Source organism: Novosphingobium panipatense, from assembly GCF_900182875.1.
GTDB lineage: Bacteria > Pseudomonadota > Alphaproteobacteria > Sphingomonadales > Sphingomonadaceae > Novosphingobium > Novosphingobium panipatense.
In genome coordinates this window covers 41,318-55,525 of the sequence record NZ_FXUI01000017.1, presented here as the reverse complement: position 1 = coordinate 55,525, position 14,208 = coordinate 41,318, and the positions used below count along the sequence as shown (strand labels likewise).

At 60.9% G+C, this 14,208-nt stretch carries 16 protein-coding genes; 11 read left to right on the top strand and 5 right to left on the bottom strand.

What is annotated here, in order from left to right; genetic code table 11:
- Positions 1-195: 195 nt before the first annotated feature.
- From QOL62_RS17350 to bphC, 5 genes are read right to left on the bottom strand one after another with little or no spacing between them, the layout of a single operon-like run.
- Positions 196-789, bottom strand: coding sequence for a 2-hydroxychromene-2-carboxylate isomerase (locus tag QOL62_RS17350; protein ID WP_037508713.1), 594 nt, complete (start codon positions 787-789; stop codon positions 196-198).
- Positions 786-2,048, bottom strand: coding sequence for an aromatic ring-hydroxylating dioxygenase subunit alpha (locus tag QOL62_RS17345; RefSeq protein WP_052076599.1), 1,263 nt, complete (start codon positions 2,046-2,048; stop codon positions 786-788). Before QOL62_RS17345 ends, QOL62_RS17350 begins: the two co-directional genes overlap by 4 nt.
- A gap of 21 nt (positions 2,049-2,069) precedes the next feature.
- Positions 2,070-2,558 (bottom strand): aromatic-ring-hydroxylating dioxygenase subunit beta, encoded by a 489-nt coding sequence (locus tag QOL62_RS17340; protein WP_025548168.1) that lies wholly within the window; start codon positions 2,556-2,558, stop codon positions 2,070-2,072.
- Positions 2,559-2,885: a non-heme iron oxygenase ferredoxin subunit gene (locus QOL62_RS17335; RefSeq protein WP_025548169.1), complete on the bottom strand. Its 327-nt coding sequence runs from the start codon at positions 2,883-2,885 to the stop codon at positions 2,559-2,561.
- 50 nt (positions 2,886-2,935) lie between these two features.
- Positions 2,936-3,835, bottom strand: a complete 900-nt coding sequence (bphC, locus tag QOL62_RS17330) for a biphenyl-2,3-diol 1,2-dioxygenase (RefSeq protein WP_037508711.1) — start codon at positions 3,833-3,835, stop codon at positions 2,936-2,938.
- Positions 3,836-4,022: 187 nt separating this feature from the next.
- On the opposite strand from bphC, the gene QOL62_RS17325 reads away from it, so the two are divergent.
- From QOL62_RS17325 to QOL62_RS17275, 11 genes are all read left to right on the top strand, one after another.
- Positions 4,023-5,537: an SRPBCC family protein gene (locus QOL62_RS17325; RefSeq protein ID WP_283407090.1), complete on the top strand. Its 1,515-nt coding sequence runs from the start codon at positions 4,023-4,025 to the stop codon at positions 5,535-5,537.
- The gene (locus QOL62_RS17320; protein WP_025548174.1) at positions 5,534-6,028 is read left to right on the top strand and encodes an aromatic-ring-hydroxylating dioxygenase subunit beta; all 495 of its coding nucleotides are present in this window, start codon (positions 5,534-5,536) and stop codon (positions 6,026-6,028) included. The genes QOL62_RS17325 and QOL62_RS17320 overlap by 4 nt, the downstream gene beginning before the upstream one ends.
- Before the next feature lie 43 nt (positions 6,029-6,071).
- Positions 6,072-7,028 carry a PdxA family dehydrogenase gene (locus QOL62_RS17315; RefSeq protein WP_230588532.1) on the top strand — a complete coding sequence of 319 codons (957 nt, stop codon included), beginning with the start codon at positions 6,072-6,074 and terminating at the stop codon, positions 7,026-7,028.
- Positions 7,025-8,299, top strand: a complete 1,275-nt coding sequence (locus QOL62_RS17310; RefSeq protein ID WP_037508704.1) for an aromatic ring-hydroxylating dioxygenase subunit alpha — start codon at positions 7,025-7,027, stop codon at positions 8,297-8,299. Before QOL62_RS17315 ends, QOL62_RS17310 begins: the two co-directional genes overlap by 4 nt.
- Positions 8,296-8,775, top strand: coding sequence for an aromatic-ring-hydroxylating dioxygenase subunit beta (locus tag QOL62_RS17305; protein ID WP_037508701.1), 480 nt, complete (start codon positions 8,296-8,298; stop codon positions 8,773-8,775). The genes QOL62_RS17310 and QOL62_RS17305 overlap by 4 nt, the downstream gene beginning before the upstream one ends.
- 48 nt (positions 8,776-8,823) lie before the next feature.
- Positions 8,824-9,429 carry a glutathione transferase GstA gene (gstA, locus tag QOL62_RS17300; RefSeq protein ID WP_037508698.1) on the top strand — a complete coding sequence of 202 codons (606 nt, stop codon included), beginning with the start codon at positions 8,824-8,826 and terminating at the stop codon, positions 9,427-9,429.
- Positions 9,430-9,611: 182 nt separating this feature from the next.
- Positions 9,612-10,463, top strand: a complete 852-nt coding sequence (locus tag QOL62_RS17295) for an alpha/beta fold hydrolase (protein ID WP_025548183.1) — start codon at positions 9,612-9,614, stop codon at positions 10,461-10,463.
- A gap of 19 nt (positions 10,464-10,482) precedes the next feature.
- Complete coding sequence (locus QOL62_RS17290; protein ID WP_037508695.1) at positions 10,483-11,406, top strand: catechol 2,3-dioxygenase; 924 nt, start codon at positions 10,483-10,485, stop codon at positions 11,404-11,406.
- A gap of 2 nt (positions 11,407-11,408) precedes the next feature.
- Entirely contained in the window at positions 11,409-11,840 is a 432-nt protein-coding gene (locus QOL62_RS17285; protein WP_037508687.1) for a GlcG/HbpS family heme-binding protein, read from the top strand.
- Between the two features lie 53 nt (positions 11,841-11,893).
- Positions 11,894-13,378, top strand: coding sequence for a 2-hydroxymuconic semialdehyde dehydrogenase (locus QOL62_RS17280; RefSeq protein WP_037508681.1), 1,485 nt, complete (start codon positions 11,894-11,896; stop codon positions 13,376-13,378).
- A 4-nt stretch (positions 13,379-13,382) separates the two neighbouring features.
- Positions 13,383-14,195 (top strand): 2-keto-4-pentenoate hydratase, encoded by an 813-nt coding sequence (locus tag QOL62_RS17275; RefSeq protein WP_037508679.1) that lies wholly within the window; start codon positions 13,383-13,385, stop codon positions 14,193-14,195.
- Positions 14,196-14,208 lie beyond the last annotated feature (13 nt).

The window sequence follows — 14,208 nt, the reverse complement described above, 5'->3', positions numbered from 1 at the left end:
GTGAACGATATTCCTGTGCGCATGCGCCAGACTCGCATGCGAACGCAACAAAGGGAATCCCGAACCGGACTCTTATGTCAGGCGGAAACCACTAGGAACAAGCGATTGCACAAGGACGGCAGCCGCAGTTACGAACAAGTTAATCTGAAGTTCTTTCATTCCCTCTCCCCTCGCCGCATTTTCTTATTCTAAGAATTACTTCTGTTGAGATAGATACTCCTGCAGAAAGTCGAGACGATCATTGCCCCAGAATATTTGATCGTCGACAAACATTAACGGCGCGCCGAAGACTCCCCGCTGATAGGCTAGGCTGCGAGCCTTGCGATATTCATTCTGGCCAAGTGAAGAGTCCACGAAGGCTGTCAACGCCTCTGGATCGAGTCCAGCTTCTGTTGCACAGGCGCGCAGTTCTTCGCGGTCGCTTGGGTCGATTCCCTGCCCCCAGATCAGATTGTAAGCGGCAGCGACGTATGCTTCCGCTTTGCCCTGCTCGCGCGCGTAGAGCGTGGCGCAGTTCCAGTCCTTGCAGGCAAAGCTGGCCGGAAAACGCAAGGGAGCGTCATATTTGTGGGCCCACCGGTTGAGGTCCGCCATCATCACCTTGATTTTCGGAACCACCTCGCGATTGGACGGGCCGTAGTTCCCCGCCGCAATCTTCGCCTCGGGGATATCGATCGGCCAATATTGGAGTTCGCAACCGGCCTTGCGGGCTATTTCCGGGAGCTTCAGCTGCGCGAGGTAACTGAAGGGACTGATGAAGTCGAAATAGAAGTCGATCTTGCGGCTCATCGTGCGGTCCCGAAGCCGACGAGCTTCTCGTAACTGTCCCAGAAGCCGACAATGGCGCCTTCGGTGACAAGGTGGTCGGCATCCTCGGCGCGGCCACCGCCCATCGCGATGAACGAGGTGGCCTGCTGTTCGCCGACAATGGCGTTCTGGACGATTTCCACCGCTTCGCCGTCTTCCATCGAGATCAGGCCGGCCGGACCGATCAGGTTGGTCTGCTTGCGCCGGATTGCCTGCATTTCTGCATCGTCGTCGGCGTAACCGAAGTGGGTCCAGACCAGCTCGAACGCTTCCTGTCCCTTTGGCACGATTTGCCGCACGGCGAGCGTGTTCTGAATCTGCTGGAGGACCAGGTTCGGGAAAACCGCGAGGATAACCAGGGTAATGCCGTCATCGAATTCCTGGCGGCCCTTGAGCAGCGACATGTCCTGAAGCTTGAACTCGGTATCGAAAGTCCTGGAATCGCCATAGGCCTGTTTGTCGGCGGCATCGTCGTTGCTGGCGGCGATGGAATAAAGGAGCGAATGCCGCTTCTCGCTGTCCATCAGTGACTTGCCGGTCTGGGTCGATCGGTAGAGCCCGAACGTATTGTGGAACAGGTGCAGAAGGCTGGCGTGATAGGGATCGCGGGTATTCTCGGCATAGAGCTTCCAGTTGCCGTGAACATATTGCCGCTGATCGCCCAGAACCTTGATCGGCTTGTGCATGATCCGTTTGATATGCTCGACAACCAGCGGGCCGAGGAAATCGTTCAGTGGCACCACGCTTTGAGAAAAGCTGGCGAAGACAAGCCCGCCGACGATCCCGACGCGCAACTGCTTGAGGCCATGCTGTTTCATGTCGAAATCGCCGGGCATTCCGCCCTGGCCCTTGAGACCGCGGCGGAACGGCACCCCGATCAGATTGCCGGCGAGGTCATAGGCCCATTGGTGGTAAACACATTCGAGATTGGGGCGATTGCCGCGCAGTTCGCGGCATACCAGTGCCCCGCGATGAGCGCAGCGATTGACCACGACATGAACGGCGCCATCAGCGGCCCTGGTGACGATGACCGGGGTTTCTCCGATGAAGGTTGATTTGAAATCGCCAGCCTCGGGCACTTCTGCCTCGAGCGCGACGAAGGACCAGGCCTCGCCCTGGAAGATCTTTTCCTGCTCGCGCGCGTGATACTCCGGATCGGTGAAAACCCGGTAGGGAACCCGGCGACCAGTTCCGTTTGCGGTTCTCGAGGTATTTTCGTCTGGCAGAGCTGTGTCGGTCATGATCAAAATCCTGGTCGCGAACTAAATCGGGCGAACCATCATCGTGTCGATGAGGTTGGTATCGAAAACGGCGATCTTCGAACGAAACAAGGGGCGCTCGCCCGACAAGTCGATCTCGTCTATATACTTGCCCGAATTGTAGATTGTTGTGTGTCCGTCAGTACGGGTCATAAGGACCGCATAATTGGTTTGCGTCTTTGCAAGTGCTCCCGTTGTGGAAACCATCCGGGTCGGACCGAGAATATGACGGTAGGCATGCACCGGGAAGATATTGGCTTTGCGCAGTGAAACAATGCGATCCACAAGCATTCCGCGGCTGTCGCAATAGATCGCCGCTGAATCCATGTTTCGCTCGAAGTTCTCGCGCGAGATCACGGTATAAACGCAGTCCGAAACAAAGAGTTCGGGCCACTCTTCCAAGCGATCATCGTCAATGAGTTCGGCGTAGAGCGCGTTGAGCTCGGAAGTGAGCTGCTGCAGCTCATAGCGGGAAGGGGTGTCGAGGAGCATTCAGGCGCTCTCTTTCGGTTGATCGATGCACACCCAGCCGTCTTCGATCGTGACGGGGTATGTCTTGATGGGGATCTGGCAGGGAAAGGCCTTGGCAGCTCCGGTGGCGATGTCGAACGAACCACCGTGAAACGGGCACTCGATAATTGTGCCGTCCTGGTAGCCATCGGTCAGCATGGCATTGCCATGGGTGCAAAGATTGTCGGTGACGAACACTTCGCCATCGACGTTGTAGACTGCAAGCGCAGGCATTTTTTCCTGGTAGACCGCGACCGGTTCACCGTCCTTGACGGAGGCTACTTGGCAAAGGCGCAATTTGTTCGACATGGCGTCTGGCAATTCCAATCTAGGTTATGGACCGGCGATCAAATGGATGATCAGCCGAGGGGAATATCCATTCCGTAGCCCGCGGCTTCGTTGCCGTGACCGAATATATCGCGGGTGTAGTATTCCTGCTGGCTTGGGGCCTTGCGGGCACCCCAGCCGAACTCCCACAGCCAGCCCGACGGGTTGGCGCAGTAGAAGGTCAGCGCCTGGTCGTTTGCATGCTTGCCGAGCTGGAGCGCGACGTCGATCTTGCGCGCCCGCACAATGTCGTGCGCGAGGCCGAGATCGTCGAGGTCGGTATATTCGAACATCAGGTGGTTGATGCGCTTTTCCATCGGGCCAAGCCCGAAAGCGACCGAATGCTGCCGCTCGTTGCAGTGCATGAAGTACGGCTGCGCCACCATCCCGTTGGGCAGCTGCAGGTGATACTCGACCGACCCGCGCAGCCCCAGCAGTCCGTAGAACGCCGCCGCCGCGGGAACATCGTCCTGACGCAGGATGCAATGCCCGATTCCTTCCGATCCGGTCACGAACTTTCCGTACATGGGGCGCCCAGGATGGAAAGGCTTGTGGGTGTCGACTTGCGGCCCGTAAAAAATTTCGGTGGGGTTCCCACCCGGATCAGCCAGCTTGGCAAGACCGAGCACGCGCCGCTCCCGAGCTTCGGCCTCGCTTGCCACCGTCAAGGAGATTCCGGCGGCGGTCAGCTTTGCCACCATGGCGTCGAATTCCACCGGATCGGCAACGCGCCAGCCCAGATAGGCAAGATCGTCGGAGTCGGAGGCATGCAACACGATGCGATGATGCCACTGGTCCATGCGCAGGTAGAGGCGGTCGCCTTCGCCCTCGTCGACAATCTCCATGCCGGCCACTTCGGCAGCATAACTGCGCCATGCATCGAGATTTGTTACGGTCAACCCGAGGTAACCGAGTTCCGTGACTGCTACCATTTGCCTTCTCTCCCAAGACGCGGCCCGCGTCGCGCGGGACCGTCATCACCGAATTGTGTTGTAGTCGGGCTTACCCGACCGACTCGACCTATTTAGTCGATAATTCTCCATGGTGCAATACGTTGCACCGGGAAATTTGTTGGTGTAGGAATGCGCAGCAGAACGTCAAACCAGCGATTCGCCCGTGATGGGCGGCGGCGCGGGGCAGCGTTTGGGAGCACCGCCAAGGTGCCCGGTCATCCAGCGACAGCCGACCGATCCGGCTTTCGCATCTTGGGAGTGGAGCGTTATGGAAGCCGCAGAAAAGCGCGTCGGTCGGATTGCCGATTTGCAAGCGATCAAACGGCGACTGAAGTCGTGGCTCGTGAAAGACCAGGCTAGGGGAATCTTCCAGATCGACCGCGCCGCCTTCACCGATGCCGAGCTGTTCGATATCGAGATGAAGTATATTTTCGAGCGCAACTGGATTTTTCTCGCGCATGAAAGTCAGGTCGCCAAGCCCCACGATTTCCTGACGACCAAGATCGGACGGACGCCCGTCATCATCACTCGGGACAGGACGGGCACTGTCTGCGGATTGGTCAACGCCTGCGCCCACCGCGGCGCCAAGGTCTGCCGCGAAAAGGCCGGCAACAAGAAGAATTTCATGTGCCCCTTCCACGGCTGGACCTACTCGTCTGCAGGGGACCTTCTCGACGTCACCGAAGAAGGGGCGGGGGGTTATGCGCCTGGCTTCGACCGCGCCGATTTCGGACTTCCCAGGATCGCCCGTCTGGAAATTTACCGCGGCTTCATCTTCGGCAGCCTGTCTCCCGATGTCTTGCCACTCGAGGAATATCTGGCCGGCTCGAAGGCGTTCATCGATCTGTTGGTCGACCAGTCTCAGCAAGGCGAAATGGAGGTGCTGCCGGGCGCTACGCGGTACCGCTATCGCGGCAACTGGAAGATGCAGGTGGAAAACGGTCTGGACGGGTATCACGTCGGAACGGTCCACGCCAATTACTTCATGACGGTGATGCGTCGGGTCGAGGGGGCCTCCAAGAACGACACCAAGGCGATCGACTTTTCAAATTTCAACCGGCAGGACGGCGGATCTTTTTCCTTCCATAACGGGCATTCAGTGCTCTGGGCCGACTACGCCAATTTCCGGGATCGGCCGAATTTCGAGGCCCTCGACTGGATCGAGGAAACCCATGGCGAGGAGAAGGCGCTGTGGATGAACAAACGCATCCGGAATCTTCAGCTGTTCCCCAACGTCTTCCTGATGGATCAGACCAGCACCCAGATCAGGATCATCCAGCCGATCTCCGTCGACGAGACCGAAGTCACGACCTATTGCATCGCTCCGGTGGGTGAAAGCGCCTCGGCACGGGCCCTGAGGATCCGGCAATACGAGGACTTCTTCAATGCCAGCGGCATGGCGACGCCGGACGATCTGACCGAATTCAACAACTGTCAGGCCGGGTTTGGTGCCGGCGAAGGCCGGATGAACGACATGTCGCGCGGTGCGACCCGGTGGGAGAAAGACGCCGGTCAATTCGGCGCGGGTCTCGCCGTGGATGCGGTGATGAGCAGCCCGGCGGTGGCCGACGAGGGACTTTATGTCGCAATCCACGACGAATGGATCAGCCGGATGAACACCGCAATCGACCAGGAGACTGCAGAACTTATTGCCAAGGGCGACCTGGAGTTGGCGCGATGACGGCTGCCGATACGCAATGGCTTGCCGTTCACCGTTTTCTTGGCCGCGAGGCAGTAGCGCTCGACGACAAGGACTGGGACACATGGCTGTCGCTCTATGCCGAAGACGCGGAATACTGGGCGCCGGCGTGGGATGACCGCGAGCGCCTGACCGCCGATCCGCAGCGCGAAATCTCGCTGATCTATTATCACAATCGCGGCGGCCTGGAGGATCGGGTTTTCCGCATTCGCACCGGGCGGTCCTCGGCAAGCACGCCCGGGCCGCGCACTTCGCACGTGTTCACGCTGCTATCGACGGAAGAAGGCGATGGCCTGGTGCGGGCGCGCACATCGTGGACGGTGACATCCGTGCTCGATGGGGCGGTAACCGTCTACAGCGGATCGGCCTTCTATGATCTCGAGCCTGCCGGCAGGAGTTATGTGATCAAGCGCAAGAAGACCGTGATCATCAACGACCTCGCGCAGACCATGCTCGATGTCTACAGCATCTGACCCACCCATGGCAGCAACAGCAGGGCGTCCCGTTGTCGGGACCATGATCGGCGATCCTGCGGGAATCGGACCCGAAGTGACGGTCAAGGCCCTCGCGGACGGTTCGGTACACGAGGTGTCGATTCCGGTGCTGCTTGGCTCGGCAGCGGCGGTGGAGCGTGCGCTCGACATGACCGGGGTCAAGGCCCGGGTGCGCCGGATGCGTTCGTTCGAACGGCCGAGCGACGATGTCCGGGTGATCGACGTGATCGACACCGGCGCCTTGCCGGACGGCGTTTTGCCGCTGGGCGAGGATACCGAAGTGGCCGGTCATGCCTCGGCGCAATGGCTGGACGAACTCGATGCGCTGGCCCGGGACGGGTCCTTTGCCGCGACGATCATGGGACCGATCAGCACCGGTTCGCTCAAGATGGCCGGAAAACTTGACAAGGTCATCAGTCCGACCCCTGGCGAAAGCTATCTGGTTTTGCTGACCGGACCCTTGCGGGTCGCGCATCTCACCGATCACATGTCGCTGCGCCAGGTGATCGACGTGATAACCGCCGATCTCGTGGCCAAGGCGATCGGGCAGGTCAACGATGCCATGCGGTCGTGGGGTATCGCCCGTCCGCGGATCGCCGTGGCGGGGCTCAACCCGCACGCCACGGGCGACGAAGACCGGCTTGCGATTGCTCCCGGGGTCGAGCGGGCGCGGGCAGCGGGCATTGCCGTGGAAGGCCCGATTGCGCCCGATTCGGTGTTCCGGCAGTGCATCGAGGGGCGTTACGACATGGTCCTCGCGATGTTCCACGATCAGGGGCACATTGCGGTCAAGACCTGGGGCTTTTCGGGCAACTGTGTGATCATGATGGGGCCGCCCTATCTGCACATGTCGGTTGCGCACGGCACCGCCTATGACATCGTCGGCACCGGACAGGCGGACGCGGCGATGATGCTCAGCGCGATGCGCACCTGCGGCCAGCTTGCATCGGGCCAGGGTTTTTCGGGAGACGCACAATGAATGCCATGGCACCAGTGGGGGCGCCCTCGCTCCCAACGGCGGTGGACTACAAGGTTTACCACGATACGCAGATTTTCGCCTCCGAGCAGCGCAGTGTCTTCAAGGGTCGCACCTGGTGCTACCTTGGGCTTGAGGCCGAGATTCCCAACGCCGGAGATTTTCGCGCGACCCATGTCGGTGAAACGCCGGTGGTGCTCGTGCGCGGGCAGGAAGGCAAGATCCATGCCTGGGTCAACCGGTGCGCGCACAAGGGCGCAACGGTGTGTCGCTCGCTGCGCGGCAACCAGGCCGACGGCGCGTTTGTCTGCGTCTACCATCAATGGGCCTACGATTCGGAAGGCACACTGGTTGGCGTGCCGTTCCGGCGCGGCCTCAAGGGAGTAGGGGGGTACGACAAGGATTTCGATCCAGCCAATCACTCGCTCGAAAAGCTCCGGGTGGAGAGTTACAAAGGCATGGTGTTCGGCACCTTTTCAGCCGAGATCGAGCCGCTTGAAGATTTTCTCGGCCCGGTGATGCGCAAGTACATCGACCGCGTTTTTCACCGCCCGATCAGGGTGCTCGGTTATTCCCGGCAATATATGGCGGGCAACTGGAAGCTCTACTCCGAAAACAGCCGTGACAGCTACCACGGCGCCTTGCTCCACCTGTTCTATCCGACCTTCGGCATTTACCGGCAAAGCCAGGACAGCGCCGGAGAATTGGCCGAGCAGGGTTTTCACAACGTCTTTACCGTCTCCAAGCCCAAGGGCGACATCGATTACGGCTCGTTCGGCGATGAAGCCAATCGCGAAATGCAAGGCGCTGCCAAATTGCAGGACGAAAGCCTGTTGCAGTTCCGGCCCGAGATCGAGGACGATGTCGGCTTGCACATCCAGTCGCTGTTTCCGTCGGTCGTGCTGCAGCAGATCCAGAACACCCTGGCGACACGCCAGATCGTGACTCACGGCGTCGACAAGACCGAATTGGTCTGGACCTATTTCGGCTATGCCGACGACGATGAGGAAACCACGCGTCACCGCCTGCGCAACCTGAACCTCGTCGGTCCTTCCGGACTGATTTCGATGGAGGACGGTGAAGCGGTCGAGCTTTGCCAGCAGGGCACGGTCGGGGCCGAAGGCAAGCACAGTTTCATCGAAATGGGGGGCGACGACGTGCGCGGCTATTACGCGCCGATGGGCATGGACGAAAACGCAGTGCGCGGATTCTGGAAAGGCTATCTGAACCTGATGGGCGATGCACTTGCCGTCAGTGCGGAGGCATCGGCATGAGCATGGTCGATCCTGTTTTGCAAGGCCTCGTGGATTCCCTGAACGCCGCTTACGGACTGTGTCTGGATGACGGCCGGCTTGAGGAGTGGCCCGAGTTCTTCGTGGACGATTGTCTCTATCAGGTGATCGCCCGCGAAAATGTCGATAACGGGCTGCCGGCCGCGGTGATGTATTGCGACAGCAAGGGCATGCTGGTCGATCGGGTGGTAGCGCTGCGCCGAGCCAACGTCTTTCCGGAGCATTTCAGCCGTCACCTGATTTCGCGAGCGGTCTTGACCGGGATCGACGGGGATACCGTGTCGGCCGAAGCAAGTTATGCCTTGCTGCAGACGCGCAACGACGGTGAGACTCGCATCTACAACGCCGGGAAATATGCCGACCGCCTGCTAATCAATGACGGCGTAGCCAAGCTGGTGAGCCGAATGTGCGTCTATGACACACACAGGATCGCGACGCTGCTGGCGACCCCAATCTGACGGCCGACCATCGTCTGGCGTCGAAAAGAAATCTAGAGGAGAAATACCATGAAACTGTTCATCAGCCCCGGCGCATGTTCCCTCGCCCCGCACATTGCCCTGCGCGAAACCGGAGCCGATTTCGAAGCCGTCAAGGTCGATCTGGCCCTGCGCAAGACCGAGGCGGGCGAGGATTTCCTCACCGTCAATCCGTCCGGCAAGGTCCCGGCCCTCACCCTGGACAGCGGCGAGACCCTGACCGAGAACCCCGCCATCCTGCTGTACATTGCCGACCAGAACCCCGCGTCTGGCCTGGCGCCGGCCGAAGGCAGCCTCGATCGTTACCGACTGCTGAGCCGTCTCAGCTTCCTCGGTTCCGAATTCCACAAGGCATTCGTTCCGCTGTTCGCCCCCGGCACTTCCGACGAAGCGAAGGCGGCGGCCGCGGAATCGGTCAAGAACCACCTCGCCGCGCTCGACAAGGAATTGGCCGGGCGGGACCACTATGCCGGCAATGCTTTCAGTGTTGCCGACATCTATCTGTTCGTGATGCTGGGTTGGCCAGCCTATGTCGGTATCGACATGGCCGCCTACCCCTCGCTCGGCGCCTATGCCGGCAAGATCGCGCAGCGTGCCGCCGTGGGTGCCGCGCTCAAGGCCGAAGGCTTGGCGTGAGCCGGACAGTCCGACTTCCGGCATTATGCGATGGAGCTGAATCATTCTCCATTTGCAAATGCGTTCTATTTAGTGCAATAGTAACGAGAAATTGGATGGACGCGAAAGCTGTGTGCATGACCTGGCGCGAACACAGGCAATGCTAGCGTCAAAAAAACAGTTGAAAATCGATTGGGAGAGCCATGACTGCCGTAGCCAACGACATCGCACGCCCGGAGATTGGCAAGTCCATCACGGTTGATGGCAGCGTCACGAACTACCACGATGTGGGCGATGGCGCACCGGTCCTGCTGATTCACGGATCGGGACCCGGGGTGACTGCATGGGCCAATTGGCGGCTCAACATGCCCGAGCTAGCGAAGCGCTTCCGCGTCATCGCGCCCGACATGTTCGGGTTTGGCTATTCGGATTCGAAGGGGCGGATCGAAGATAAGCGGGTGTGGGTCGATCAGGTCGCATCCCTGCTGGATGGCCTCGGGATCGACAAGGTCTCGATGGTCGGCAATTCCTTCGGCGGCGGCATAACCCTGGCGTTCATGATCGCGCATCCCGATCGAGTCGAAAGGGCGGTGCTGATGGGTCCGGCCGGGCTCGATTTCCCGATCACGCCTGCGCTCGACCTGGTCTGGGGCTATCAGCCTTCGCTAGAGGAAATGCGCACCTCGCTCAAGTACCTCGCCTGGGATCACAGCCGGCTGACCGAAGACCTGGTCCAGTCGCGCTATGAAGCGAGTGCGCGTCCCGAAGCGCATGAGCCGTATCACGCGACGTTCGGCGGGGCTGACCGGCAGCGCAACATCGCGATGCTGGCAAGCCGCGAGGAAGACGTGGCGGCGCTAAAGCACGAAACGCTCATCCTGCATGGCCTGTTCGACCAGGTGATTCCGCTGGAATCGACCGTTCGCCTGGCCAGCCTGTTGCCGCGCGCCGACCTGCACGTGTTCGCGGAATGCGGCCACTGGGTTCAGATCGAACGGATGACGAGCTTCAACCGCATGGTGGCCGAATTTTTCGAGAACGGCCTCAAGGCCTGAAGGGACAAGGAGAACTGAAATGGCACTGACCGGTGTACTTCGCCCTGGCTATGTCCAGTTGCGCGTCCTCGATCTGGATGAAGCGATCCAGCACTATCGTGACCGTATCGGCCTCAACCTGGTGAGCGTCGAGGGAGGCAGGGCTTTCTTCCAGGCCTTCGACGAGTTCGATCGCCACAGCATCATTTTGCGCGAAGCCGATTCTGCCGGGCTCGACCGGATGGCCTTCAAGGTCGCCAGGGATGCCGATCTCGACCACTTTGCCGAACGGCTGCTCGACATCGGGGTTCATGTCGACGTGATTGCGGCCGGAGAGGATCCTGGTGTTGGCCGCAAGATCCGCTTCAATACGCCAACCTCCCACGTGTTCGATCTCTATGCCGAGATGGAGCTGTCCGAGAGCGGTCCGGCCGTGCGCAATCCGGACGTCTGGATCGCCGAACCGCGCGGTATGCGCGCGACCAGGTTCGATCACTGCGCCCTCAATGGTGTCGATATTTCGGCGAGCGCAAAGATTTTTGTCGAGGCTCTCGATTTTTCGGTGGCCGAGGAATTGGTGGACGAGACTTCGGGTGTACGCATGGGCATTTTCCTGTCATGCAGCAACAAGGCCCATGACGTGGCGTTCCTCGGCTATCCAGAGGACGGTCGGATTCACCACACCTCGTTTTTTCTCGATTCCTGGCACGATGTTGGCCATGCAGCGGATATCATCAGCCGCTACGACATTTCGCTGGATATCGGCCCGACCCGCCATGGGATCACACGCGGGCAGACGATCTACTTCTTCGACCCCTCGGGCAACCGGAACGAGACGTTCAGCGGCGGCTACACCTACTATCCCGACAATCCGCGCCGGATGTGGCAGGCCGAGAATGCCGGCAAGGCGATCTTCTATTACGAGAAGGCGCTCAACGACCGCTTCATGACGGTGAACACCTGAGCATGAACGGAGTGGCGACAATCCGGTCGGTGGGACACGATCTTGCCGCCAAGGCGGTGCAGGTCGCGGTGGCGAAAGGCGGCGAGGCGGGCTGTCCCCTCGTCGCCGCAGTGGTTGGCGCCACCGGGGAACTGGTCGCCCTGTTGCGCGCCACCGGGGCCCCGTTTCCCTCCTCTCAGATCGCGCAGGACAAGGCCTATACCGCTGCCAGCTTCAAGGTTCCGTCGCCGGACGTCTACAAGATGGTCGCAGGCAATCCCGCGCTAAGCGGAGGTATCGCCGCGAAGCCCGGAATCGCTATGTTCGGCGGCGGACTGCCGATCGCGATCGCCGGCGAAATCGTCGGCGCGATCGGAGTGTCGGGCGGAACCGAAGAACAGGATACGCAGTGCGCAAACGCAGCCCTCATCTCGATCGGGGCGACGCAATATTGAGTGTCCGGCCATCGCGGCACTGAAACAAGACGCTACGGAGAATTGAAGAGCCCATGGCACATGAGAATATCCCGGCTGTTACCGACACCATCCTGAATTTCATCGGGGGCGATTATCGCCGTGGAAGCACCGGCAAGACCTTCGACAATTTCGCTCCTGCGACCGGCCTTCGGATCGGTACTGTCCACGAGGCGAGCGAGGCCGATGTGGCCGATGCGGTTGCCGCGGCCAAGGCGGCGCTCAACGGCCCCTGGGGCAAGATGACCACGGCGGAACGGGTCAAGCTCATCTCCGCGGTCGCCACCGAGATCGAGCGCCGCGCGGACGATTTCCTCGCAGCCGAAGTGGCGGATACCGGCAAGCCGCGCCATGTCGCCTCGCATATCGACATTCCGCGCGGTGCCGCGAACTTCCGGATGTTTGCCGACGTCATCTCCACTACCCCGACCGAATCCTTTGCAACGGCAACGCCCGATGGCGGGCAGGCGCTCAACTACGTGGTGCGCAAGCCCAAGGGTGTGATCGCGGTGATCTGCCCGTGGAACTTTCCCCTGCTGCTGATGACCTGGAAGGTTGGACCTGCCCTGGCTTGCGGCAACACGGTTGTGGTCAAGCCATCCGAAGAGACGCCGCGGACCGCGGCGCTGCTGGGTGAGGTCATGAACGCGGTCGGGATGCCCGAAGGGGTCTACAACGTGGTGCACGGTTTCGGGGCGGGTTCGGCCGGTGAATTTCTGACCTCGAACCCCGACATCGATGCAATCACCTTTACCGGCGAAACCGGCACCGGCCAGGCGATCATGCAGAAGGCCGCGGTCGGGGTGCGCGACATTTCGTTCGAGCTGGGCGGCAAGAATCCAGCCGTGGTGTTTGCCGACGCCGATCTCGACAAGGTGGTCGAAGGATTGTCGCGTTCGGTATTTCTCAACACCGGGCAGGTCTGCCTCGGGACCGAGCGGGTCTATGTCGAACGGCCGGTTTTCGACGAATTCGTGAAGCGGATGACGGTGGCGGCCAAGGCGTTCAAACCAGGTGCAACCGGCGATCCCGCCTACCTTGGCCCGCTGATCAGTGCGGAGCATCAGGAAAAGGTGCTGGGATACTATGCGCGCGCGGTGGCCGAAGGCGCCACTGTCGTCACCGGGGGCGGGGTTCCCGCGCTTTCGGGGGACGAAACGGGCGGCTTCTATGTCGAGCCGACGTTGTGGACAGGCCTGGCGCACGACAGTTCGGTGATGCGCGAAGAAATCTTCGGGCCGTGCTGCGGGGTCATTCCCTTCGATAGCGAAGACGAGGTGATCGGCCTAGCCAACGATACCGACTATGGGCTGTGCGCGACGATCTGGACCGAAAACCTCTCGCGGGCGCACCGCGTGGCCGCCTCGATGCAGGTTGGCGTCTGCTGGGTCAATTGCTGGTTCCTGCGGGATTTGCGCACCGCATTCGGCGGTTCGGGACATTCCGGGATCGGCCGCGAAGGCGGCGTGCACAGTCTCGAATTCTACACCGAAACCGAAAACATCTGCGTGAAGCTCTGAGACCATGACGACTGAAACCACTATCGATCCCACGGCCATCCAGCAGGCGGCCGAGCAATTGAGGGGCGCGGCTGCCAGCGGCAAGCCGGTGGCGCCGATTCGCGATGTCATTTCGGCCGGCGGGGTGGATGCCGCCTACGCCGTGCAGGAAATCAACACCCGGCACGCCCTTGACAGCGGACGGCGCCTGGTCGGCCGCAAGATCGGCCTGACCTCGCTGGCGGTGCAGCGCCAGCTTGGCGTCGATCAGCCCGATTACGGCATGCTGTTTTCCGATATGGACGTGCCCGAGGGAATTCCGATCTCGCTCGATCAGGTCATCCAGCCCAAGGTCGAGGCCGAAATCGCGATCGTGGTCGGCCGGGACCTGCTCTATCCCGATCTCACCACGGCCGAGATGATCCGCGCGGTCGAATATGTCGTACCCGCGATCGAGATCGTCGATAGCCGTGTTGCCAACTGGGACATCCGCATCTGGGACACCGTCGCCGACAACGCCTCGAGCGGGTTGTTCGTGCTGGGGGCGGTGCCGCGCAAGCTCGAAGCGCTCGACCTGCGCGAATGCGGCATGGTGATGGAGGCAAAGGGCGAGCCGATCTCCGTAGGGGCGGGGATTGCCTGCCTCGGCAGCCCGATCACCGCATCGCTGTGGCTGGCGCGGGTCATGGCCCGGGTCGGACGCCCGCTGCTTGAAGGCGACGTGATCCTGTCCGGCGCGCTCGGGCCCATGGCCGGGATCGCGCGCGGCGATGTCGTGGAAGCGAGAATCAATGGCGTCGGAACGGTGCGGGCGGCTTTCGCTGCCGAGGCCGGCTGACGCAGATGAACGG